The sequence below is a fragment of the Zoogloea sp. JDB1 genome (assembly GCF_056724025.1).
In genome coordinates this window covers 4,760,415-4,782,615 of sequence record NZ_CM161496.1, presented here as the reverse complement: position 1 = coordinate 4,782,615, position 22,201 = coordinate 4,760,415, and the positions used below count along the sequence as shown (strand labels likewise).

General features: G+C 70.8%; 13 protein-coding genes. 6 read left to right on the top strand and 7 right to left on the bottom strand.

Features of this window, described 5'->3' with window-relative positions; genetic code table 11:
- Window positions 1–32 precede the first annotated feature (32 nt).
- The 7 genes from AC1PPK_RS21695 to AC1PPK_RS21665 form a co-directional block, all read right to left on the bottom strand.
- Window positions 33–1,058 carry an amino acid ABC transporter permease gene (locus AC1PPK_RS21695; RefSeq protein ID WP_481115072.1) on the bottom strand — a complete coding sequence of 342 codons (1,026 nt, stop codon included), beginning with the start codon at window positions 1,056–1,058 and terminating at the stop codon, window positions 33–35.
- A gap of 61 nt (window positions 1,059–1,119) precedes the next feature.
- Window positions 1,120–2,082, bottom strand: coding sequence for an ABC transporter permease subunit (locus AC1PPK_RS21690; RefSeq protein WP_481115071.1), 963 nt, complete (start codon window positions 2,080–2,082; stop codon window positions 1,120–1,122).
- Window positions 2,082–3,176 carry an amino acid ABC transporter substrate-binding protein gene (locus AC1PPK_RS21685; RefSeq protein ID WP_481115070.1) on the bottom strand — a complete coding sequence of 365 codons (1,095 nt, stop codon included), beginning with the start codon at window positions 3,174–3,176 and terminating at the stop codon, window positions 2,082–2,084. The genes AC1PPK_RS21690 and AC1PPK_RS21685 overlap by 1 nt, the downstream gene beginning before the upstream one ends.
- Before the next feature lie 50 nt (window positions 3,177–3,226).
- The gene (locus tag AC1PPK_RS21680; RefSeq protein ID WP_481115069.1) at window positions 3,227–4,687 is read right to left on the bottom strand and encodes an efflux transporter outer membrane subunit; all 1,461 of its coding nucleotides are present in this window, start codon (window positions 4,685–4,687) and stop codon (window positions 3,227–3,229) included.
- Between the two features lie 4 nt (window positions 4,688–4,691).
- Complete coding sequence (locus AC1PPK_RS21675; protein WP_481115068.1) at window positions 4,692–7,892, bottom strand: efflux RND transporter permease subunit; 3,201 nt, start codon at window positions 7,890–7,892, stop codon at window positions 4,692–4,694.
- 20 nt (window positions 7,893–7,912) lie between these two features.
- Window positions 7,913–9,133, bottom strand: coding sequence for an efflux RND transporter periplasmic adaptor subunit (locus AC1PPK_RS21670; protein WP_481115067.1), 1,221 nt, complete (start codon window positions 9,131–9,133; stop codon window positions 7,913–7,915).
- Window positions 9,130–10,002 (bottom strand): alpha/beta hydrolase fold domain-containing protein, encoded by an 873-nt coding sequence (locus AC1PPK_RS21665; protein ID WP_481115066.1) that lies wholly within the window; start codon window positions 10,000–10,002, stop codon window positions 9,130–9,132. Before AC1PPK_RS21665 ends, AC1PPK_RS21670 begins: the two co-directional genes overlap by 4 nt.
- A gap of 156 nt (window positions 10,003–10,158) precedes the next feature.
- On the opposite strand from AC1PPK_RS21665, the gene AC1PPK_RS21660 reads away from it, so the two are divergent.
- The 6 genes from AC1PPK_RS21660 (at window position 10,159) to recD (ending at window position 22,190) form a co-directional block, all read left to right on the top strand.
- Entirely contained in the window at window positions 10,159–11,172 is a 1,014-nt protein-coding gene (locus AC1PPK_RS21660; protein WP_481115065.1) for a LysR family transcriptional regulator, read from the top strand.
- Window positions 11,173–11,266: 94 nt separating this feature from the next.
- Window positions 11,267–11,581 (top strand): c-type cytochrome, encoded by a 315-nt coding sequence (locus AC1PPK_RS21655; protein ID WP_481115064.1) that lies wholly within the window; start codon window positions 11,267–11,269, stop codon window positions 11,579–11,581.
- Between the two features lie 10 nt (window positions 11,582–11,591).
- Window positions 11,592–12,869, top strand: a complete 1,278-nt coding sequence (locus tag AC1PPK_RS21650) for an NAD(P)/FAD-dependent oxidoreductase (RefSeq protein WP_481115063.1) — start codon at window positions 11,592–11,594, stop codon at window positions 12,867–12,869.
- Between the two features lie 41 nt (window positions 12,870–12,910).
- Window positions 12,911–16,456, top strand: coding sequence for an exodeoxyribonuclease V subunit gamma (gene recC, locus AC1PPK_RS21645; RefSeq protein ID WP_481115062.1), 3,546 nt, complete (start codon window positions 12,911–12,913; stop codon window positions 16,454–16,456).
- Entirely contained in the window at window positions 16,453–20,121 is a 3,669-nt protein-coding gene (recB, locus tag AC1PPK_RS21640) for an exodeoxyribonuclease V subunit beta (RefSeq protein ID WP_481115061.1), read from the top strand. Before recC ends, recB begins: the two co-directional genes overlap by 4 nt.
- Window positions 20,118–22,190: an exodeoxyribonuclease V subunit alpha gene (gene recD / locus AC1PPK_RS21635; RefSeq protein WP_481115060.1), complete on the top strand. Its 2,073-nt coding sequence runs from the start codon at window positions 20,118–20,120 to the stop codon at window positions 22,188–22,190. Before recB ends, recD begins: the two co-directional genes overlap by 4 nt.
- Window positions 22,191–22,201 lie beyond the last annotated feature (11 nt).

Sequence of the window (22,201 nt, the reverse complement as noted above, 5' to 3'; positions counted from 1 at the left end):
TTGTAAAGGCACCAAAAGCCCGAAACGCCGTGTCAGCCCCCCAGCCTCCGGCTAACCCGCCCCAATACCCAACACCCCACCCAATAAACCCCCGCAATGAACAACCACGCCTCCAGGTAGAACGGCCGCCATTCCGGGTCGCCGGAGAGGGCGAGGCTGAGGGAGCCGGTGAGTTCGTAGAGGCTGACCACGGTGACCAGTGTGGTGTCCTTGAACAGGGCGATGGCGCTGTTGGCGATGGACGGGGCGACGGCGCGCAGGACTTGCGGCAGGACGATCCAGCGCTGGGTCTGCCAGTAGCCGAAGCCGAGGGCGGCGGCGGCGTCGAGCTGGCCGGGGCGGATGGCCTGCAGGCCGCCGCGGATGATCTCGGACAGATAGGCGGCCGCGAACAGCACGATGGCGATCAGCACCCGCCATAGCATGTCCAGCGCCAGGCCTTCGGGGAAGAACAGCGGCAGCAGGAAGGACGCGGCGAAGAGGGCGGCGACCAGCGGGATGCCGCGGGCCAGTTCGACGTAGGCGGTGAGCACGGCGCGCAGCACCGGCAGCTGTGAGCGGCGGCCGTAGGCGACGGCGATGCCCAGCGGCAGCGCGCCGGCCATGCCGGCGCCGGTCAGCAGCAGGGTCAGCGGCAGGCCACCCCACAGTTCGGTGGGTACCGGCGTCAGGCCGGCCATGCCGCCGCCGAGGAGCGGCAAGGCGACGAGCGGCGGGGCCAGCAGCAGGGCCGCCAGCGTACGGCCGGGCAGGGGGCGGAAGGCGGTCAGCAGCCAGCCGGTGCCGATCAGGCCGGCGGCGAGGATGGGGCGCCAGGCTTCTTCATCCGGGTAGCGGCCGAGGAGGATGAAGCGGGCTTTCTCGACGACCACGCCCCAGCAGGCGCCGCCGTGTTCCAGCGCGGTGCACGCGGCGGCGTCCGGGGCGAGGCGGGCGTTGGTCACGGCCCAGCGCAGCAGCGGCGGCAGCCACAACAGCGCGGCAGCCAGCACGGCGAGGCTCAATAGTGCGTTGAGGGGATCGCCGAAGAAGCGGCGGCGCAGGGCGGTGAAGTTCATGGGATGGCCCTCCTGTCGTTGCGCGACATCCTTCCGGTGGGAGGGCGAGTGCTGAGGGCGTTCACGCCGGCCCCCCGCGCAGGCTGCGCTGTTCGAGCCGGTGGCTGACGGCGGCGCCGAGGAGGGACAGCAGCAGGTAGACGGCGATCACGATGCTCAGGCATTCGATGGCGCGGCCGCTCTGGTTGAGGCTGGTGCCGGCCACCGCCATCAGGTCCGGGTAGCCGATGGCCACCGCCAGCGAGGAGTTCTTGAACAGGTTGAGGAGCTGGCTGGTGGTGGGTGGCAGCGCGGCGCGCCAGGCTTGCGGCAGCAGCACCAGCAGGAAGGCCTGGCGCGGCGTCATGCCGAGGGCCAGGGCGGCGCTGCGCTGGCCCTCGGGCAGGGCGAGTACGGCGCCGCGCAGGGTTTCGGCGATGTAGGCGGCGCCGTAGATGGTCAGGCCGAACAGCAGGGCCAGGTATTCCGGGGTCAGGCTGGCGCCGCCGTCGATGCCGAAGCCGGCCAGCTCGGGGATCTCGAAGCCGTTCTCGCCCCACCAGGGCAGGGCCAGCCCGGACTTGCTGAGGAACACGCCGGGCGCCAGCTGCAGCGGGGCGTCGGCGGCCGGCAAAAGATCGGTGAGGATGAAGTACCAGGCCAGCAGGTGCAGCAGCAGCGGCACGTTGCGGATGGCGTTGACGGCGGCGCCGGCCAGGCCACGCACCAGCGGGTTGTCGGCCAGCCGCCCGAAGCCGAGCAGGATGCCCAGGCCCAGGGCCAGCGCGGCACCGGGCAGGGCCACGCGCAGGGTGTTGAGCAGGCCGGCGACGAAGGCCCGCAGCGTGGTGTCGCCGGCTTCGAAGGGCAGCACGCTCTCGCCGAGGGAGAAGCCGGCCGGCTCGAACAGGAAATCGAAGCCGCTGCGGATGCCGCGCTCCTCCAGGTGGGCGCGGGTCGTCGCCACCAGCAGGCCGAGCAGGGCCAGCAGCGCGACGATCAGCAGCGCCTGCACGGCGCGGGAGGCGGACTGCCGTTGGGCCATCAGCGCAGCGGCAGCGCGTACAGGATGCCGCCCTTGTTCCACTGGGCGTTGAGGCCACGGGGCAGCTTGAGGGGCGAATCCGGGCCGACGTTGCGGTTGAAGATCTCGCCGTAGTTGCCGACCGCCTTCACCGCCCGCGCCGCCCAGTCCCGGTCGAGGCCAAGGTTTTTGCCGAGGTCTTCGCCGACGCCGAGGAAGCGCTGCACGGCCGGGTCGGGGGAGCTCTTCAGGCTATCCACCTTGGCCTGGGTGATGCCCAGCTCCTCCGCCTCGATCAGCGCATTGACGGTCCATTTGACGACGGCGAACCACTCGTCGTCGCCGCGCCGCACCGCCGGGCCGAGGGGCTCCTTGGAGATGATCTCCGGCAGGATCAGGTAGTCGTCCGGGTTGGGGGCTTCCTTGGCGCGGATGAAGGCCAGCGCCGAGGCATCGGTGGTGTAGGCCTGGCAGCGGCCGCTGAAGAAGGCCTTGATGGACGGCTCGAACTTGTCGAAGACGACCGGCTTGACTTTGATGCCCTGGGCGCGGGCGTAGTCGGCCAGGTTCTTCTCGGTGGTGGTGCCGGACTGCACGCAGACTTCGGCGTTCTTCAGCTGCTTGGCGCTGGTCACCTTGGTCTTTTTGGCGACCAGGAAGCCCTGGCCGTCGTAGTAGGTGACCCCCGCGAAGTGCAGGCCCTGGCCGGCGTCGCGGGTCAGGCTCCAGGTGGTGTTGCGGGACAGGATATCCACCTCGCCGGACTGCAGCGCGGTGAAGCGCTGCTGGGAGCTGAGGGGCACCCAACGCACCTTGCGGGCGTCGCCAAGCACGGCGGCGGCGAGGGCCTTGCAGACGTCCACGTCGAGGCCCTTCCACTGGCCCTGGCTGTCGGCCGCCGAGAAGCCGATGACGCCGGTGCTGACGCCGCAGGCGAGCTGGCCCTTGGCCTTGATGGCGTCGAGGGTCTTGCCGGCAAAGGCCGGCGTGGCGAAGCCGCCGAGGGCGGACAGGATGGAGAGGGCCAGGACGCCGGTCAGGCGCCCGCGAAACGCGGAAAGTCGGGACATGGCGGGGAGGGAGAGAAGGCCGATGCCCCGTAGCTTAAAGGGCATCGGCCTCCTGGTGCAAAGCAGCAGCGGCAAGGCACGCTGCAATTTTTCGATCAACCGGGCGTGGGCGTCCAGCCGCCGCCGAGGGCGCGGATCAGGTTGACGGTGGCCCGCGCCCGTTCCCCGTCCAGCCCGACGGCGAGGCGCTGCTGCTGCAGCACGCTGCGTTCCGCGTCGATCACGTTGAGGTAGCTCACCGCCCCTTCCCGGTATTGCAGGCGGGCCAGGCGGGCGGCCCGGGCGGCGGCGCCGACGGCGTCGTCCTGCTCCCGGTGCTGGTCGCCAAGCAGGCGCAGCTGGGCCAGGTTGTCCTCCACCTCGCGGAAGGCCTGCAGCACCGTCTGGCGGTAGCGGGCGGCGTCTTCCACGTAGGCCGATTCGGCCTGCTTGACGCCGGCCTCGCGGGCGCCGCCGTCGAAGATCGGCAGGCTCAGTGCGGTGCCGACCAAGGGGCCGAGCACGAAGGTCCGGCTGGCGTACTTGAACAGGTCGCCGACGCCACCGGCCTCGTAACCGGCCGCGCCGGTGAGGGGCAGGCGCGGGAACCAGGCCGACTTGGCGACGCCGATGCGCGCGTTGGCGGCGGCCATCGCCCGTTCGGCGGCGGCGATGTCCGGCCGCCGTTCGAGCAGCGCCGACGGCAGGCCGGCCGGTACGCCGATGGCGAGGCGGCGCAGCGGCATGGCCTGCAGGCTGAACTCCGCGGGCGACTTACCGAGGAGGATCGCCAGCGCGTGCTCGGCCACCGCCCGCTGGCGGGCCAGGCCGAGGGATTCGGAGCGGGCCGCGGCGAGTTCGCTGCGGGCCCGCGCCAGGTCCAGCTCGGCGATATCGCCCTCGTCGAAGCGGCGCTGCAGCAGCTGTACGGTGTCGGCGCGCAGCTTGACGGTATCCACGTACAAGGCCTGCGCGGCGTCCAGCTCGCGGATCAGGAAGTAGGCCTGGGCCACGTCGGCCTGCAGGGCCAGCAGGGTTGCGCTGAACAGCGCGCCGCTGCGCTCGGCGTCGAGGCGGGCGGCGTCCTCGGCGCCGGACAGGCGGCCGAACAGGTCCACCTCGTAGGCGACGGTGGCCTGGCCGCGCCACAGGGTGCTGGTGCGCGTGTCGGCGTCGGCGGCGAGGCCCTGGGAGGCCGGCGACGGGCGCTGGCGGGTCGGACCGAAGCCGATGCCGACCTGGGGCAGGCGCGCCGCGTGGGCGGCCTGCTCCAGCGCGCGGGCCTGGCCCAGACGGGCGGCGGCGGCCACCAGGTCCGGGTTGGCGGCCACCGCGTCGCGCTCCAGGCGGTCCAGCGTGGCGTCGCCGAAGACCGTCCACCACTCGCCGCGGGCGGCGGTGTCGGCCGGCTCGGCGGGTTTCCAGTTGGGATCGGCGGCGGGCGCCTCCTTGTAGGCGGCGGGCAGGTTCAGCGCCGGCTTGTCGTAGGTCGGTGCCACCGAGCAGCCGGCCAGCACCAGCAGGCTGGCGAGCAGGCCGAAGGCGCGGCGGGGCAGGGGAAGGGCGTGCAGGTTCATCGTCTTACTCCTGGCCGGCATGGGCGGCGGCCGGTTGCACCAGCAGCGCTTCGTGATGGGCCGCCGAGTGGAGGGGATGGCGCTTGTCGAGGGTGCGCAGCAGCACGTAGAACACCGGCGTCAGGAACAGCCCGAACAGCGTCACGCCGAGCATGCCGAAGAACACCGCGATGCCCATCGCGTGGCGCATTTCCGAACCCGCACCGCTGGAGGTGACCAGCGGCACCACGCCCATGATGAAGGCGATGGAGGTCATCAGGATCGGCCGCAGACGCAGGCGGCTGGCATCGATGGCGGCCTGCAGCGGGGTGTGGCCCTGCAGCTCCAGTTCGCGGGCGAACTCGACGATCAGGATGGCGTTCTTGCAGGCCAGCCCGACCAGCACCATCAGCCCGATCTGGGTGAAGATGTTGTTGTCGCCGCCGGTCAGATACACGCCGGTGAGGGCCGCGAGGATGCTCATCGGCACGATCAGGATCACCGCCAGCGGCAGGGTCAGGCTCTCGTACTGGGCGGCCAGCACCAGGAAGACCAGCAGCACGCTGATCGGGAAGACCCAGATGCCGGCGTTGCCGGCCAGGATCTTCTGGTAGGTGAGGTCGGTCCATTCGAACTTCACGCCGCGGGGCAGGGTTTCGGCGGCGATGCGCTCGGCGGCCGCTTCGGCCTGGGCCGAGGAGTAGCCGGGCGCCGGCCCGCCGTTGATGTCGGCGGCGGTGAAGCCGTTGTAGCGCACCACCATCTCCGGCCCGTAGCTGGGGGTGACCCGCAGCAGGGAGGCCAGGGGCACCATCTCGCCGCTGGCATTGCGGGTCTTCAGGCGGCCGATGTCCTCCGGCTGGGCGCGGAAGTCCGCGTCCGCCTGGGCCCGCACCTGGTACACGCGGCCGAAGCGGTTGAAGTCGTTCACGTACAGGGAGCCCAGGTAGATCTGCAGGGTGTCGAACACGTCGGTGACCGCCACGCCCTGCTGCTTGGCCTTGGTGCGGTCCAGGTCCACGTCGAGCTGCGGCACGTTGATCTGGTAGCTGGAGAACATCGGGCCCAGCTCCGGCGCCTTGCTGGCCGCCGCCATGAAGGCCTTGGCGGCCTTGTCCAGTTCGGCGTAGCCGACGCTGCCGCGGTCCTCGATCTGCATCTTGAAGCCGCCGAGGGTGCCCAGGCCCATCACCGGCGGGGGCGGGAAGACGGCCGTGAAGGCTTCCTGGATGGACGCGAACTGCTGGTTGAGGGCGCCGGCGATGGCGCCTGCCGACAGCTCCGCCCCCTTGCGCTCGGCGAAGGGCTTGAGGGTCACGAAGACGATGCCGGCGCTGGCGCTGTTGGTGAAGCCGTTGATGGACAGGCCGGGGAAGGACACCGCGCTCTCCACGCCGGGCTGCTTGAGGGCGATGTCACCCATGCGGCGGATCACCGCCTCGCTGCGGTCGAGGGAGGCGCCGGCCGGCAGCTGTGCGAAGGCCACCAGATATTGCTTGTCCTGGGCCGGCACGAAGCCGCCGGGCACGATGTAGGAGATGCCCACCGTTAGGGCCAGCAGCAGCCCATAGACGCCCATTGCCGAGGCCTTGTGGCCGATGACGCCGCGCACGCCGTTGCCGTAGCGCTCGCTGCCGCGCTGGAAGACGCGGTTGAAGCGGGCGAAGAAGCCGCCCAGCCAGCGCTGCATCTGCACCGTCAGCCAGTCGGGTTTGGCGTCGTGGCCCTTCAGCAGCAGCGCGGCTAGGGCCGGCGACAGGGTCAGGGAGTTGAAGGCGGAGATCACCGTGGAGATCGCGATGGTCATCGCGAACTGCTTGTAGAACTGGCCGGTGAGGCCGGTCATGAAGGCCAGCGGCACGAACACCGCGACCAGGGTCAGCGCGATGGCGATGATCGGCCCCGACACTTCGCGCATTGCCCGGTAGGTGGCCTCGCGCGGCGTCAGGCCGGCCTCGATGTTGCGCTCGACGTTCTCCACCACGACGATGGCGTCATCCACCACGATGCCGATGGCCAGCACCATGCCGAACAGGGACAGGGCGTTGATGGAGTAGCCGAAGCCGAGCATCAGCGAGAAGGTGCCGATGATGGACACCGGCACCGCCAGCAGCGGGATGATCGACGCGCGCCAGGTCTGCAGGAACACGATCACCACCAGCACCACCAGCGCGATGGCCTCCAGCAGCGTGGTGACCACTGCCTTGATGCTGGCCCGCACGAACTGGGTCGGGTCATAGACGATGCTGTACTGCACCGACGGCGGGAAGTCCTTGGCCAGTTCGGCCATCGTCTCGCGCACCTTGGACGAGATCTCGAGGGCGTTGGCGCCGGGCGTCTGGAAGATCGGGATGGCCACCGCCGGCTTGTTGTCGAGCAGTGCGCGCAGGCCGTATTCCGAGGCGGCCAGCTCGATGCGGGCCACGTCGCCGAGGCGGGTGACGCCGCCGTCGGGGGCAGTCTTGAGGATGATCTGCGCGAACTCCGCCTCGTCCTTCAGGCGGCCCTGGGCATTCACGTTGAGCTGAAGCGGCGTGCGGCGGTCGTTGGGCGGCGCGCCGATGACGCCGGCGGCCACCTGCACGTTCTGCTCGCGGATGGCCTTCACCACCTCGGCGGCGGTGAGGCCGCGCTCGGCCACCTTGCCGGGGTCGAGCCACACCCGCATGGCGTAGTTGCCGGAGCCGAACAGGCCCACTTCACCCACGCCCTGGATGCGCGCCAGGCGGTCCTTTACGTTGAGGACCGCGTAGTTGCGCAGGTAGGTCATGTCGTAGCGGTCGTCCGGCGAGGTCAGGTGCACCACCATGGTGATCGTCGGGGTGCTCTTGGCGGTGGTCACGCCGAGGCGCTGCACGTCCTCCGGCAGGCGCGGCAGGGCTTGCGAGACGCGGTTCTGCACCAGCTGCTGGGCCTTGTCCGGATCGACGCCGAGCTGGAAGTTGACGGTGAGGGTCAGGTTGCCGTCGCTATTGGCCTGGCTCTGCATGTACAGCATGTTTTCCACGCCGTTGATGCTCTCCTCCAGCGGGGCGGCCACCGTCTCGGCGATCACCTTGGGGTTGGCGCCCGGGAACTGGGCGCGCACCACCACCGACGGCGGCACCACCTCGGGATACTCGGCGATGGGCAGCTTGAAGGCCGCCAACACGCCGGCCAGCAGGATCAGGATCGACAGCACGCCGGCAAAGATCGGGCGGTCGATGAAGAACTTGGATATGTTCATGGGTGTCTCCCGCGGATCGCTCAGATCCGCGTCTTCGTCGCGTGGGGCATGGTGGCGGCGGCCAGCGGCGCGCTGCCTTCCATGGCGACCGGGTGGGGCGTCACCGGGTCGCCGGGGCGGACCCGCTGCAGGCCGTTCACCACGATGCGCTCGCCGGGCTTGAGGCCGTCCTCGACGATACGCAGGCCGTCGTGCAGGTTGCCGAGGCGCACTTCCCGGTAGGCGGTCTTGTTGGTGGCGTCCACGACCAGCACGAAACGCTTGTCCTGGTCGGTGCCGATGGCGCGGTCGTCGATCAGCACGGCCTCCCGCGGGGTGCCGGCGCCGAGGCGGATGCGCGCGTAGAGGCCCGGCACCAGGCGGCCGTCCGGGTTGTCGAAGATGGCTCGCACGCGGATCGTGCCGGAGGTGGTGTCGAGGCGGTTATCCACCGAGTGGATGCGCCCCTCGAAAGGGTGGCCGTCCTGGTCGGCGAGGCCGAGGTGCACCGGCAGTGCCGTGCCCTTGGCGTCGCGGGCCGGATTGACCGACTTCAGGAAGGTCTGCTCGTCCACGTCGAAGGCGGCGTAGATGCGGGTGGACGACACCAGCGTGGTGAGGGCCGGGCTGCCGTTGGTGCTGACCAGGTTGCCGACAGTGACCTCGGCGCGGGACATGCGGCCGTCGATGGGCGCCTTGATGGACGTGTATTCCAGGTTCAGGCGGGCGATGCGCAGCGCCGCGCGGGCGGCCTGCACGCCGGCGCCGGCATCGCGGGCGGCGTTCTGCTTTTCTTCCAGGTCGCGGCGCGACACCGCGTTGTCGGCGATCAGGCGCTCCGCGCGGGCCAGATCGGAGGCGGTGTAGCCGACCTTCGATTCGGCCGCGGCGAGTTGGGCCTCCGCCCGTTCCACCTCGGCGGCGAAGGGGCGCGGGTCGATGGTGAACAGCACGTCGCCCTTGCGAACCAGGCTGCCGTCGCGGAAATGCACCTGGGTCAGGATGCCCGACACCTGCGGGCGGATCTCGACCCGGTCCACGGCCTCCAGCCGGCCGGAGAAGTCCTGCCAGTCGATGATGGCCTTGTTGACCACCTGGGCGGTGTCCACCTGGGCGGCCTGTGGCGCGGCGGCCGGTGCGGGGGAGTCGGCGTGCGCGGAATAGATGGCCATGCCGCCGCCTGCCAGCGCGAAGCCGGCGAGGGCGGCGGCGATGACGAGACGCCGGCGGGGAAGGGAACGGGAGGGAGCGGTCGCGTTCATGATGTCCTCTCTGTTTTCAGGGATTGGAATGACGGGAAATCGGGGTTGAAACTCGCGGCGGGCCACAGGTGGTGGCGCAGGAAGGCCGCCAGATCGGCGAGTAGCGCCGGGTGGGCCGGCAGTTCGGCATGGCCGGCGGCGTAGCGGGTGACCTGGGTCGGTACGCCGGCGTTGATCAGCGCGGCGCCGTAGTGCTCGGCTTCGCAGCGCAGGCGGTCGTGGGCGCCGGTGGCGATCAGGGCCGGCGGCAGGCCGGCCAGACGGCGCGATTCGAGGGGCGTGGCGTAGGGGTGGAGGCGTTCGGCGACCCGAGGCAGGTACTGGCTGTAGCAGCGGGCGCAGGTGTTGGGCTGCGGCTCGGCGGAGCCGGCGCGATGGTCCAGGCGGGTCAGGCTGGGGTCGAGCATCGGGCCGACCAGGGCCTGGGCGACGAGGGGGGGGCCGAGGCGGTCGCGGGCCATCAGCGTGAGGGCGGCGGCCAGCGTGGCACCGGCGTCGTGGCCGGCGCAGGCCAGGCGGGTGGCATCGATGCCGAAGGTGGCGGCCTGGGCGTGCAGCCACAGGGCGGCTGCGTGGGCGTCTTCCGGCGCGGCCGGGAAGGGCAGGGCCGGCGCCAGGGAGTAGGCCACCGACAGCACCGCGGCGGGGATCGTCGCGGCCAGGCGGCGGGCGATGGGGTCGGCTTCGTCCAGATTGCCGGCGACGAAGCCGCCGCCGTGGAAATACAGCACGGCGGGCAGGTTTCCCTCCACATCGGCCGGCCGGTACAGGCGGGCGTCGATCTGTCCGGCAAAGCCCGGCAGGCGCAGATCGGCGACCTGCAGGGCGTCGGCGGCGGGGGGAAGAACGATGTCGTAACGAGCCATCATGTACTTAGTGATCCGGAATGGACGGACAGGGGCGATGGCTGAATTGTGGTTGTTGATAGGTGTTGGATAAATACTCGAAAGTTGACTTCACTGTTCGACGTTGGCTAATAATTGTTGGAGGCTTGCTTTCGCGGAGCCACCAGCCGGAGTGGGAAAATGGACAGATTTCAGGCCATGAAGGTCTTCATGGGGGTTGTCGAGGCCAACAGCTTCACGCGTGCGGCGGACAACCTGAGCCTGCCGCGGGCCACCGTCACCAACACCATCCAGGGGCTGGAGAACCATCTGAAGGTGCGCCTGCTCAACCGCACCACCCGCAGCGTCAGCCTCACGGCCGACGGTGCGGCCTACTACGAGCGCTGCGCGCGCATCCTCGCCGAGCTGGAGGAGACCGAGGCCGCCTTCCAGGACGCCGCCCGGCGGCCCCAGGGGCGGCTGCGGGTGGATGTAGCGGGGCCCGTCGGGCGGGACATCCTGATTCCCAACCTGTGCGAGTTCCACTCCCTCTATCCGGACGTGGACTTGGTGATCGGCATGGGCGACCGTCCGGTGGACCTGGTGCAGGAGGCCGTCGATTGCGTGATCCGTGCCGGCGAGCTGGTGGATTCCACGCTGGTGGCCCGCCGTATTGGCAGCCTGAGTTTCGTCACCTGCGGCTCGCCGGAATACCTGGAACGTTACGGCGAGCCGACGACCCTGGAGGAGCTGCAGCAACACCGGGTGGTGCATTACTTTTCGAGCGTCAGTGGGCGCAACTTCGACTGGGACTTCCTGGTGGATGGGGTCAGCGTGCCGCTGCGCCTGGAAGGCCGCATCGCGGTAAATGACGCCGACGCCTATATCACCTGCGGGCTGAAGAATTTCGGGCTGATCCAGCCGGCCCGCTTCATGGCCTGGCCGCACCTGGAGAGCGGCGCGCTGAAGGAGATCCTGCCCCAGTGGAAGCCATCGCCGGTGCCGATGTCGGTGCTCTATCCGCAGAACCGCCACCTGTCGCCCAAGGTGCGCGCCTTTGCCGACTGGGCGGCGGAGCTGTTCGCCCGCTGTCCGCTGTTGAGCGGCTGCAACGGCGACGGCATTCCGGCCGGCGAGTGCCGCTACCCGGACCGCCGGCCGAACTACACCGTGCGCGACATGCTGGTGGACGACAACGCGACGCTGGCCGGCTGAAGCCCGCCGCGGCTTGCGGCGGGACGCTCCGGCGGGGAACAATGGCGGGCTTGCCGATCGCATCGAGCGTCGGCCGCCTCGACAAGGAGAAGCGATGACGCTGTTCCCCCGCTGCGCCGTTCTCGGCCTGCTGTTCGGTCTGGCCGCCACGGCGCAGGCCGCGAACCCCGATCCCGACCTGGCCCGCAATCTGGCCGCCACCTGCACCGGCTGCCACGGCACCGACGGCCACGCCCGGCCCGACGCGACGATGCCCGTGCTGGCCGGCGTGCCGGCAGCCCAGCTGATGCAGAAGCTGCAGGAGTTCCGCAGCGGCACGCAGCGGGCGACGATCATGCCGCAGATCGCCAAGGGTTACAGCGAGGCCCAGCTCGAACTGATCGCGGCGTATTTCGCCGCCCGCAAGTGAGGGGGCGGACATGCTGAATCGACGCGATTTCCTCAAGTCTGCCGGGCTGGCCGGCAGTGCGTTGCTGCTGCAGGGCCTGTCTGGCCGCGCGCTGGCGGCCGGGCCCCGCGCCCACGTGGTGGTCGTCGGTGGTGGTTACGGCGGCGCGACCGCCGCCAAGTATTTGCGCATGTGGAGCGGCGGGTCGGTGGACGTGACGCTGGTGGAGCGCGATCCACAGTTCATTTCCTGCCCGCTCTCCAACCTGGTGCTCGGCGGCGTGAAAACCCTGGCCGACATCACGCTAGGCTACGAAGGCCTGCGCGACACCTGGGGCGTGAAGGTGATGAAGGACGAAGTGACCGCCATCGACCCGGCGGCGCGGACGTTGCGCCTGGCCACCGGTGGCACGCTGTCGTGGGACCGGCTGGTGCTGTCGCCGGGCGTGGACTTCCAGTTCGACCAGGTGCCGGGGCTAGATAGCGAGACCGCCCGCGAACACATCCTGCACGCCTGGAAGGCCGGCGCCCAGACCGTCGCGCTGCGCCAGCAGCTGGAGACCATGCCCGATGGCGGCGTGTATGCGCTGACCATCCCGCTGGCGCCGTATCGCTGCCCGCCGGGGCCTTACGAGCGGGCCTGCGTGGTGGCCGACTACTTCCGCCGCGCCAAGCCGAAGTCCAAGGTGCTGGTGCTCGACGCCAACGCCGAGATCATCTCCAAGAAGGCGCTGTTCACCCAGGCCTTCGCCCGCTACCAGGGCATTCTCGAATACCGCCCCAACAGCGCGCTGCGCGAGGTGGACGCAGCCAGCCGCAGGGCGGTGCTGGACTTCGAGAACGTGCAGGCCGACGTGCTCAACGTGGTGCCGCCGCAGCGCGCCGGCGCCATCGCCACCCAGGCCGGCCTCAAGCTGATCAACGGCCGCTGGGTGGATATCGACTGGCTGACCTTCGAGTCGGTGAACACGCCCGGCGTGCATGTGCTCGGCGACGCGATCTTCCCGGCGCCGACGATGCCCAAGTCCGGCCACATGGCCAACCAGCACGCCAAGGTGGCGGCGGCGGCGATCCTCCGCCTGCTCGCCGGCGAAGCGCCCAACCCGACGCCAGTGGTGATGAACACCTGCTACAGCTTCGTCGATGCGAGCCACGTGATCCACGTCAGCTCGGTGCACCAGTACGACGCGGCCCAGCGTACCGTGCTGCCGGTGGCCGGCGCCGGCGGCGTATCTGCCGAGGCCAGCGAGCAGGAAGGCCGCTACGCGCTGGCCTGGGCCCACAACATCTGGGCCGACATGCTGGCCTGAGGCCGGCCGGCGCCCATCCCTGCATTGCCCCGGAGACTGACTTGACCGCCAATCCGCTGCCCACCGGCCTGATGCTGGTCCATGGCAATCACCCCGAAGCTCTGCGCGACCTGCTGGTCACGTGGAGCCGGCGCTACCCGTTGGCGCCGCTGGAGACCGAGACCCTGCTGGTGCATAGCAACGGCATCGCCCAGTGGTTGCGCCTGGCGCTGGCCGAGGACGCGGACGGGGAGTTCGGCGGCGGTTGCGGCATCGCCGCGGCGCTGGACATGTCGCTGCCGTCGCGCTTCCTGTGGCAGGCCTACCGGGCGGTGCTGGGCTTCGATGCGGTGCCGGAGAGTTCGCCCTTCGACAAGCCGCTGCTGGTGTGGCGCCTGATGCGCCTGCTGCCGGGCGTGATGGCGGCGCCGGACTACGCGCCGCTGCGCCGCTTCCTGGCTTCCGACGCCGACCTGCGCAAGCGCTTCCAGCTCGCCGAGCGCCTGGCCGACCTGTTCGACCAGTACCAGGTGTACCGCGCCGACTGGCTGGCCGCCTGGGCGGACGGCGAGGACGTGCTGATCCGCGCTAACGGCGAGCGTCCGCCGCTGCCCGACGAGCAGCGCTGGCAGGCCAGCCTGTGGCGCGCGCTGCTCGATGACGTGGCGGCCGCTGGTGACGGCGGGGCGCTGGCCGGGCAGGGGCGGGCGGCGGTGCACGAGGCCTTCCTGCGCCGCGTCGAGGCCTGGCCGGATGAGGCCGATCGGCCGGCCGGGCTGCCGCGCCGGGTGATGATCTTCGGCATCTCGGCGATGCCGCGTCAGTCCCTCGAAGTGCTGGCCGCACTGGCCCGGTGGACCCAGGTGCTGATGTGCGTGCACAACCCCTGCGAGCACTTCTGGGCCGACATCGTCGCCGACAAGGACCTGCTGCGCGCCACCCATCAGCGCCAGCGCCGCCGCGCCGGTATGCCGGCCGAGGTGTCGGAGGAGAACCTGCACCTGCACGCCCATCCGCTGCTGGCGGCGTGGGGCAAGCAGGGGCGCGACTTCATCGGCCTGCTCGACGAGCACGACAGCGACAGTGCCCGCGAAGGCTACCTGCAGCACTTCGTGGACATCCGCCAGCGCATCGACCTGTTCGCGCCCCATGGGCAGGACTGCCTGCTCAACCAGCTGCAGGACGACGTCCGCGACCTGCGCCCGCTGGCCGAAACGCAGACCCGCTGGCCGGCGGTGGCGCCGGACGACGACTCGATCCGTTTCCACATCGCCCACAGTCCGCAGCGGGAGGTGGAGATCCTCCACGACCAGCTGCTCGCCGCCTTCAACGCCGACGCCACGCTGCGCCCGCGCGACGTGATCGTGATGGTGCCGGACATCGACGCCTACGCGCCGCACATCCAGGCGGTGTTCGGGCTGATGGACGCCAGCGACCCGCGCTTCATCCCGTTCAGCATCGCCGACCAGGGGCGGCGCCGGCACGACCCACTGGTCAATGCCATCGACAAGCTGCTGGGGCTGCCCACCTCGCGGGTGGCAGTCAGCGACGTGCTGGACCTGCTGGAAGTGCCAGCCCTGCGCCGCCGCTTCGGCATCGCCGAGGACGAGCTGCCGCTGTTGCACCGCTGGATCCACGGCGCCCGCGTGCGCTGGGGGCTGCACGCCGAGCACCGCCAGAGCCTCGAACTGCCGGTCGCCCTGGAAGGCAACAGCTGGCTGTTCGGCCTGCGCCGCATGCTCCTCGGCTACGCGGTGGGCAGCACCGGCGGCGCGTGGCAGGACATCGAGCCCTACGACGAGATCGGCGGCCTCGACGCGGCGCTGCTGGGGCCGCTGGCCACGCTGCTCGACCGGCTGGAGGCGAGCTGGCGCGTGCTCGCCAGCCCGGCCACCGTGCCCGACTGGTGCCAGCGCCTGCGCCAGCTGCTGGCCGACTTCTTCGACGCCGAGGACAGTGGCGATGCCTATACGCTGCAGCAGCTCGACGCCGCGTTGGAGGCCTGGCAGCAGGCCTGCGAGCAGGCCCGCCTGGACGATCCGCTGCCGCTGGCGGTGGTTGGCGAGCACTGGCTGGCTCAACTCGACGACGGCAGCCTGTCGCAGCGCTTTTTCGCCGGTTCGGTGACCTTCGCGACGCTGATGCCGATGCGCGCGATCCCTTTCCGCCAGGTCTGCCTGCTCGGCCTCAACGACGGCGACTACCCGCGCACCCGCGTGCCGATGGACTTCGACCTGATGGGGCGCGACTACCGCCCCGGCGACCGCTCCCGCCGCGAGGACGACCGCTACCTGTTCCTCGAAGCCCTGCTGTCGGCGCGGGAGCGCCTGCTGATCTCGTGGGTCGGGCGCAGCATCAACGACAACACCGTGCGCCCGCCGTCGGTGCTGGTCGGCCAGCTGCGCGACCATCTGGCCGCCGGCTGGAAGCTGGCCGGGGCAGGGCCGGACGACAAGGACGCGCTGCTCAAGGCGCTGACCGTCGAGCATCGCCTGCAGCCCTTCAGCCCGGACTACTTCCCGGCCGATCCGCAGCACGGGCCGCTGTTCACCTACGCCGACGAATGGCGCATCGCCGACGATCGGCCGGCGACCGGCGGCGAACTACCGCCGCTGCAGCGCGACGAGCCACTGCGCCTGGCCGACCTGGGCGGCTTCTTGCGCGATCCGGTGAAGCAGTTCTTTCGCCTGCGCCTGCACGTGGATTTCGACATGGACGACCCGGCCAGCGACGACCAGGAGCCCTTCGACCTGGACGGCCTGCAGCGCTGGAGCCTTTGGAACGAGCTGATCGGCCTGCAGGCCGCCGCCGTGCACGCCGACGAGGACCGGGCGCAAGCGCTGGAGGACGGCCTGGCCCGCCTGCGCCGGCGCGGCGAACTGCCCGCCGCGGCCTTTGCCGAGTTGATGGCCGCCGACTTGGCCAAGCCGATGGACGACTTGTTCCAGCGCTACGAAGAGGGATTGGACCGCTGGCCGGACGAGCCGGGCGAAGATGAGGAGCTGCGGTACGAGAGCAAGGCCACCGGCCTGCGCATGGAGGATTGGCTGCCCGGCATCCGCACCGATGCCGCCGGCAATCGCGGCCGCGTGGTGCTGGAGAGCAGCGACGTGGTGAAGAAGGGCCAGTACCAGCGCCACCACCTGGTCCGCCACTGGGTGGCCCACCTGGCAGCCCATGTGGCCGGCGGGCCGCTGACCACGCTGGTGGTCAGCAAGGCTGGCAGCGTGGAGCTCGAGCCGCTGGACCCGAAGGACGTCGCCCATCACCTGGAGAACCTGCTGGCGGCGTGGCTGGACGGACAGAGTCGCCCGCTGCCGCTGGCGGTGAAGACCGCTTTCGCGTGGTTGAAGCACGCCCCCTGCGAGGATGCGGAAGCGATGGGCAAGGCCCGCAAGGACGCGATCACGGCCTACGAGGGCGACGGCTACCAGAGCGACGGCGAGCTGGGTTCCAGCGCCTACCTGCAACGGGCCTGGCCCAGCTTTGCGGCACTGGCGGAGGACGGCGACTTTGCGCGGCTGGCAACCAGCCTGCTGCGTCCGCTCTATCTCGCTACCTTTGCGAAGAAGAAAGACAAGGCCGCCGCCGACGGAGAGCAAGCATGAGCCCGATTTCCTCGACCCCCGCGGACCTCGCGCCGCTGCGCTTTCCGCTGTCCGGCAGCCGCCTCATCGAGGCCAGCGCCGGCACCGGCAAGACCTTCACGATCGCCGCGCTGTATGTGCGCCTGGTGCTCGGCCACGGCGCCGACGGCACCGCCTTCGGGCGCCCGTTGACGCCGCCGGAGATCCTCGTCGTCACCTTCACCGATGCGGCCACCAAGGAACTGCGCGACCGCATCCGCGCCCGCCTGGCCGAGGCAGCCGGCTACTTCCTCGCCGATCCGGCCAAGGTGGTATCGGACATTGAACCCGGCAAGGATCTGCTCCACGACCTGCGCGCCGACTATCCGCCGGAAGCCTGGCCCGGCTGCGCACGCAAGCTGCAGCTGGCCGCCGAGTGGATGGACGAGGCGGCGGTGTCCACCATCCACGGCTGGTGCAACCGCATGCTGCGCGAGCACGCCTTCGACAGCGACAGCCTGTTCACCCAGACCCTCGAAACCAACCAGGACGAGCTGCTGGCCGAGGTGGTGCGCGACTACTGGCGCAGCTTCATGTACCCGCTGGACGTGGAAGCGGCCCGCGCGGTGAATGGCTGGTGGGGGGCACCCGAAGCGCTGCAGGGCGAAGTGAAGCAGCTTCTGCTGCACGCCGACCTGCTGGGCGAAGCGGCGGCGCCTGCAGCGTCCGTGGCGGTTGCCGAGGCGGAGAAGCAGCGCCAGTTGGCACTACTGAAAGCGCCGTGGAGCGACTGGGTGGAGGAGCTGCGTGCGTTGCTCGACGCTGCCCGCGACGCCAAGCACATCAACGGAACGAAGCTCAAGAAGAACAACTACGACACCTGGCTGGATGCGCTGGCCGCCTGGCGGGACGATCCGGCCCAGCTCAGCCCGGTGCTCAACACCGGCTGGACGCGCCTGACGCCCGACGGCATGGCGGAGGTATGGAAGGTCGACAAGGCGCCGCTGCCCGAGCATGCGGCGTTGGCTGCCATCGCCAGCCTCCAGGCTCAGCTCGCCGCGCTGCCCGACGCCCGCGACGACGTGCTGCGCCACGCCGCCGGCTGGGTCGCCCAGCGCTTCGCCGCCGAACAGGCCCGCCACGCCAAGATGGGCTTCAACGACCTGCTGACCCGCCTCGACGCGGCGCTGATTGGCCCCAACGGTCCGCGCCTGGCCCAGGTGATCCGCGAGCAGTTCCCGGTGGCGCTGATCGACGAGTTCCAGGACACCGACGCGGTGCAGTACCGCATCTTCGACGCGGTTTATCGCGTCGCGGCCAACGACGAGAGCACCGCGCTGATCCTCATCGGCGACCCCAAGCAGGCCATCTATGCCTTCCGCGGCGCCGACATCTACACCTATCTGGCGGCCCGCGCCGCCACCGCCGGCCGGCATTACACGCTGCGGCGCAACTTCCGCTCGACCCACGCGATGGTGGCCGCCGCCAACCGCTGCTTCGTGCTGGCCGAAGAGCGCGACGGCGGGGCCGGCGCCTTCCTGTTCCGCAGCGACGCCGGCAACCCGGTGCCCTTCCTGCCTGCCGAGGCCAATGGCCGCGACGACGTGCTGCAGGCGGAAGGTGCCGAACTGCCAGCCTTGAACCTGTGGCGGCTGCCGCCGAAGGCGGACGGCAAGGCGCTGTCGAAGACCGATTACGTGGCTGCGATGGCGGATGTCTGCGCCAGCGAGATGGTGCGTCTGCTCAAGCTCGGCCAGCAGGGGCAGGCCGGTTTCTTCGGCAAAGGCGAGGCGCGTGGATTGCGCCCGGCCGACATGGCGGTGCTGGTCAGCAGCGGCAGCGAGGCCACGGCGATCCGCGACGCGCTGGCCGTGCGCGGCGTACGCAGCGTGTACCTGTCTGAGAAGGAGTCGGTGTTCCGGCGCCCGGAGGCGGTGGAGCTGCAGCTGTGGCTGTCCGCCTGCGCCGAGCCGGACGACGGCCGCCTGCTGCGTGCCGCGCTGGCCACGCCGACGCTGGGCCTGGACTGGACCGAGCTGGACGGCCTCAACCGGGACGAGACCGCCTGGGACGAACGCATTGACCAGTTCCGCGCCTACCGGGAATGCTGGCGGCGCCAGGGCGTGCTGCCGATGCTGCGCCGCCTGCTCAACGATTTCCGTGTGCCGGCCCGCCTGCTGGCCGGCGGCGGGGCGGGGGAGCGCAGCCTCACCGACCTGCTGCACCTGGCCGAACTCCTGCAGCAGGCCAGCCTGTTGCTCGACGGCGAGCATGCGCTGATCCGCCACCTGGCCGAACAGCGCCGCGAGGACAAGGTCGGCGGCGACACCCGCCAGGTGCGCCTGGAAAGCGACGCTGATCTGGTGAAGGTGGTGACCATCCACAAGTCCAAGGGCCTCGAATATCCGTTGGTCTTCCTGCCCTTCGCGTGCAGCTTCCGTGCCACCAAGTCCACCGATCTGCCGCTCAAGTGGCACGACGCCGCCGGCCACCTGCACTTGGCCCTGCAGGGCGATGATCCGGCGCAGCTGGCGCTGGCCGACCGGGAGCGCCTTGGCGAAGACCTGCGCAAGCTCTACGTGGCGCTGACCCGCGCCCGCTACGCCACCTGGGTCGGCACCGCGGCGCTGGACGGGCTGGAGCGCAGCGCCCTTGGCTATCTGCTCGACGGCGATCTGGAGGGCGGCCTCGCCGAGCTGGCTGCCGCCGACGGCATCCGCTTGCTCGACGAGCCGGAAGCCAGCGAGGCGCGCTATCAAGCCCGCGACACGGCACTCGTCGAAGGCGCCGCCCGCCAGCCGCTGCGGGCGGTGCGCGAGCGCTGGTGGATCGCCAGCTACTCGGCTCTGCACAGCAGCGCCGGGCAGGGGCCGGATACGCCGGCGGAAGACGTCTTCCACGAGGCCGCCACGGCCCGCGCCGATACGCCGGTGCCGGCGGCCGGCAAGACCGCGGGGGGCGGACTGCACGATTTCCCGCGCGGTGCGGCGGTCGGCACCTTCCTGCACGATCTGTTCGAATGGGCCGCCAAGCAGGGCTTCGCCCGCGTCGCTGCGGCGCCGGCCCTGTTGCGCGACGCCGTTGCCCGTCGCTGTGTGGCGCGCGGCTGGGAACGCTGGATCGATCCGCTCACCGAGTGGATGCTGGCTTACCTGCAGTTGCCGCTGGTCGATGGCGACGGTGCTACGCCGCCGCTGACCCTGGCCGGCCTTGCCAATTGCGTTGCCGAGATGGAGTTCTGGATCGCCGTGCATGACGTGGATCTGCCGGCGCTGGACGCCCTGGTGCGCAGTCACACCCTCGGCGGCGCAGCGCGGCCGGTGCTCGACAAGGGCCAGCTCAACGGCATGCTGAAGGGCTTCATCGACCTGCTGGTGGAGCACGACGGCCGCTACTACGTGGTGGACTACAAATCCAACCGCCTCGGCGACGACGACGCGGCCTACACGACGGAGGCCATGCGCGACGCGGTGCTGGCCGAGCGCTACGAGCTGCAGTACGTGCTCTACCTGCTGGCCCTGCATCGCCTGCTCAAGCTGCGCCTGCCGGACTACGACTACGACCGCCATGTGGGCGGCGCCCTCTACCTGTTCCTGCGCGGTAGCCGCGCCGCCAGCCGGGGCATCCACGCCGAGCGCCCGCCGCGGGAGTTGATCGAAACCCTCGACGCGCTGTTCGCCGGCGCCCGCCGCCAGGAGGCCGCATGACTTTCCGTACCTACGACGATCCGGCCGCGATGAAGGCGCTGCTCTCCCGCTGGGCCGAGCAGGGCTGGCTGCGGACGCTGGACGCGGCCTTCGCCGACTTCCTGCAGCGCGAAGCGCCGGCCGCGCCGTCGCTGTTGATCCTCGCGGCCGCGCTGGCCAGCCACCAGCTCGGCCGCGGCCACGCCTGCCTGGATCTGGGGGACACGCTGCACGATCCGGGCTTCGCGCTGTCCCTGCCGCCCGAAGGCGCCGGCGAGGCGGACGGGGCGGAGCTGCCGCCGCTGCCCGCAGACGTGCTCGACGGCCTGACTGTGGCGCAGTGGCTGGCGGCGCTGGAGTATCCGCTGCTGGTTGGCGGCGGGCCCGGCGGTGAGAGCGACGGCAATACGCCGCTCGTGCGCGTCGGCCAGCGCGTCTATCTGCGCCGCTACTGGCAGTACGAGCAGGACGTGCAGGACGGCATCCGCCAGCGCCTGACCGACATGACGGAGCGTCAGCAGCACTTGCCGCTGGATGCCCTGCGCGGGGCGCTGGACGTGTTGTTCCCGCCGGCGCCGGGCGTGGCCGGGCCGGACTGGCAGAAGCTGGCCTGCGCGCTGGCGGCGCGCAGCGCCTTCGCGATCGTCACCGGCGGCCCCGGTACCGGCAAGACGACGACGGTGGTGCGCCTGCTGGCGGTGCTGCAGGCGCTGGCGCTGGCCGAGCGGCCCGAGCACCCGCTGCGCATCCGCCTGGCGGCGCCGACCGGCAAGGCCGCGGCGCGCCTCAACGAATCCATCGCCGGCGCGGTGGCCAAGCTCAAGCTCGATGGTCTGCCGGCCGGCGAGCAGGTGCGGGCGGCGATCCCGGTGGCGGTGACGACCTTGCACCGCCTGCTCGGCAGCCGGCCGGACACTCGCCATTTCCGCCACCACGCCGGCAATCCGCTGCCCCTCGAGGTGCTGGTGGTGGATGAGGCGTCGATGGTGGACCTGGAGATGATGGCCGCCGTGCTCGCCGCGCTGCCGCCGTCGGCGCGACTGGTCCTGCTCGGCGACAAGGACCAGCTGGCGTCGGTGGAGGCCGGTGCGGTGCTCGGCGAGCTGTGCCGGCGCGCCCGCGAAGGGCATTACACGCCGGACAGCCGCGCCTGGCTGGAAGCCGCCACCGGCGAGTCGATGGGCGCGGAACTGATCGACGTTGCCGGCACGCCGCTGGACCAGGCCGTGGCAATGCTGCGCCACAGCCACCGCTTCAGCGGCGACAGCGGTATCGGCCAGCTGGCGGCGGCGGTGAACGACGGCGCGGTGGAGCGCGTCGCCGGCGTGTTCGCGCAGGGCTACGCCGATCTGGCGCGCATCGCGCTCGGCGGCGAAGGCGAGGTCGCGCTGCGCCGGCTGGTGGCGGACGGTGACAACGGCGCGCCGGCCGCCGCCGATGGCGAGAGGCCCCGGGGCTACCGGCACTTCCTGCGCCAGATGGCGGAGCAGCGTCCGCCTGCCGGCGCATCACAGGCGGTGCTGGATGCCTGGGCGCTGCAGGTGCTCGCGGCCCACGGCCAGTTCCAGCTCTTGTGCGCGCTGCGCCGCGGCCAGTGGGGCGTCGAGGGCCTCAACCGGCGCATTGCCGGCTGGTTGCACGAGGCCGGACTGATCCCGGCCGAGGAGGGCTGGTACGGCGGCCGGCCAGTGCTGGTGACGCGCAACGATTACGGTTTGGGCCTGATGAACGGCGACATCGGGATCACGCTGGAATTGCCGCTGGAGGGCGGCGGCAGCCAGTTGCGCGTGGCCTTCCCCAGCGGCGACGGCAACCAGGGCGTCAAGTGGGTGCTGCCGAGCCGCCTGCAGGCCGTCGAGACGGTGTATGCGCTGACGGTGCACAAGTCCCAGGGCTCGGAATTCACCCACGCGGCGCTGGTGCTGCCGGACGGGCTCAACCCGATCCTGACCCGCGAGCTGGTCTACACCGGCATCACCCGCGCCAGGCGCTGGTTCACGCTGGCCGACGCGCCGGCCTCGAAGGTGCTGGAGCGGGCCGTGGAGCGGCGCGTACTGCGCGTGTCGGGGCTGCTGGACGGGATGAGCTGAGCGGCCCGGCC

Bases quoted from the DNA above. Each gene is read 5' to 3' on its own strand.
- AC1PPK_RS21690 (WP_481115071.1), bottom strand. From the start codon at position 2,082: ATGGCCCAACGGCAGTCCGCCTCCCGCGCCGTGCAGGCGCTGCTGATC.
- AC1PPK_RS21660 (WP_481115065.1), top strand. From the start codon at position 10,159: ATGGACAGATTTCAGGCCATGAAGGTCTTCATGGGGGTTGTCGAGGCC.
- AC1PPK_RS21670 (WP_481115067.1), bottom strand. From the start codon at position 9,133: ATGAACGCGACCGCTCCCTCCCGTTCCCTTCCCCGCCGGCGTCTCGTC.
- AC1PPK_RS21675 (WP_481115068.1), bottom strand. From the start codon at position 7,892: ATGAACATATCCAAGTTCTTCATCGACCGCCCGATCTTTGCCGGCGTG.
- recB (WP_481115061.1), top strand. From the start codon at position 16,453: ATGAGCCCGATTTCCTCGACCCCCGCGGACCTCGCGCCGCTGCGCTTT.
- AC1PPK_RS21680 (WP_481115069.1), bottom strand. From the start codon at position 4,687: ATGAACCTGCACGCCCTTCCCCTGCCCCGCCGCGCCTTCGGCCTGCTC.
- AC1PPK_RS21650 (WP_481115063.1), top strand. From the start codon at position 11,592: ATGCTGAATCGACGCGATTTCCTCAAGTCTGCCGGGCTGGCCGGCAGT.
- AC1PPK_RS21695 (WP_481115072.1), bottom strand. From the start codon at position 1,058: ATGAACTTCACCGCCCTGCGCCGCCGCTTCTTCGGCGATCCCCTCAAC.
- AC1PPK_RS21655 (WP_481115064.1), top strand. From the start codon at position 11,267: ATGACGCTGTTCCCCCGCTGCGCCGTTCTCGGCCTGCTGTTCGGTCTG.
- AC1PPK_RS21665 (WP_481115066.1), bottom strand. From the start codon at position 10,002: ATGATGGCTCGTTACGACATCGTTCTTCCCCCCGCCGCCGACGCCCTG.
- AC1PPK_RS21685 (WP_481115070.1), bottom strand. From the start codon at position 3,176: ATGCCCTTTAAGCTACGGGGCATCGGCCTTCTCTCCCTCCCCGCCATG.
- recD (WP_481115060.1), top strand. From the start codon at position 20,118: ATGACTTTCCGTACCTACGACGATCCGGCCGCGATGAAGGCGCTGCTC.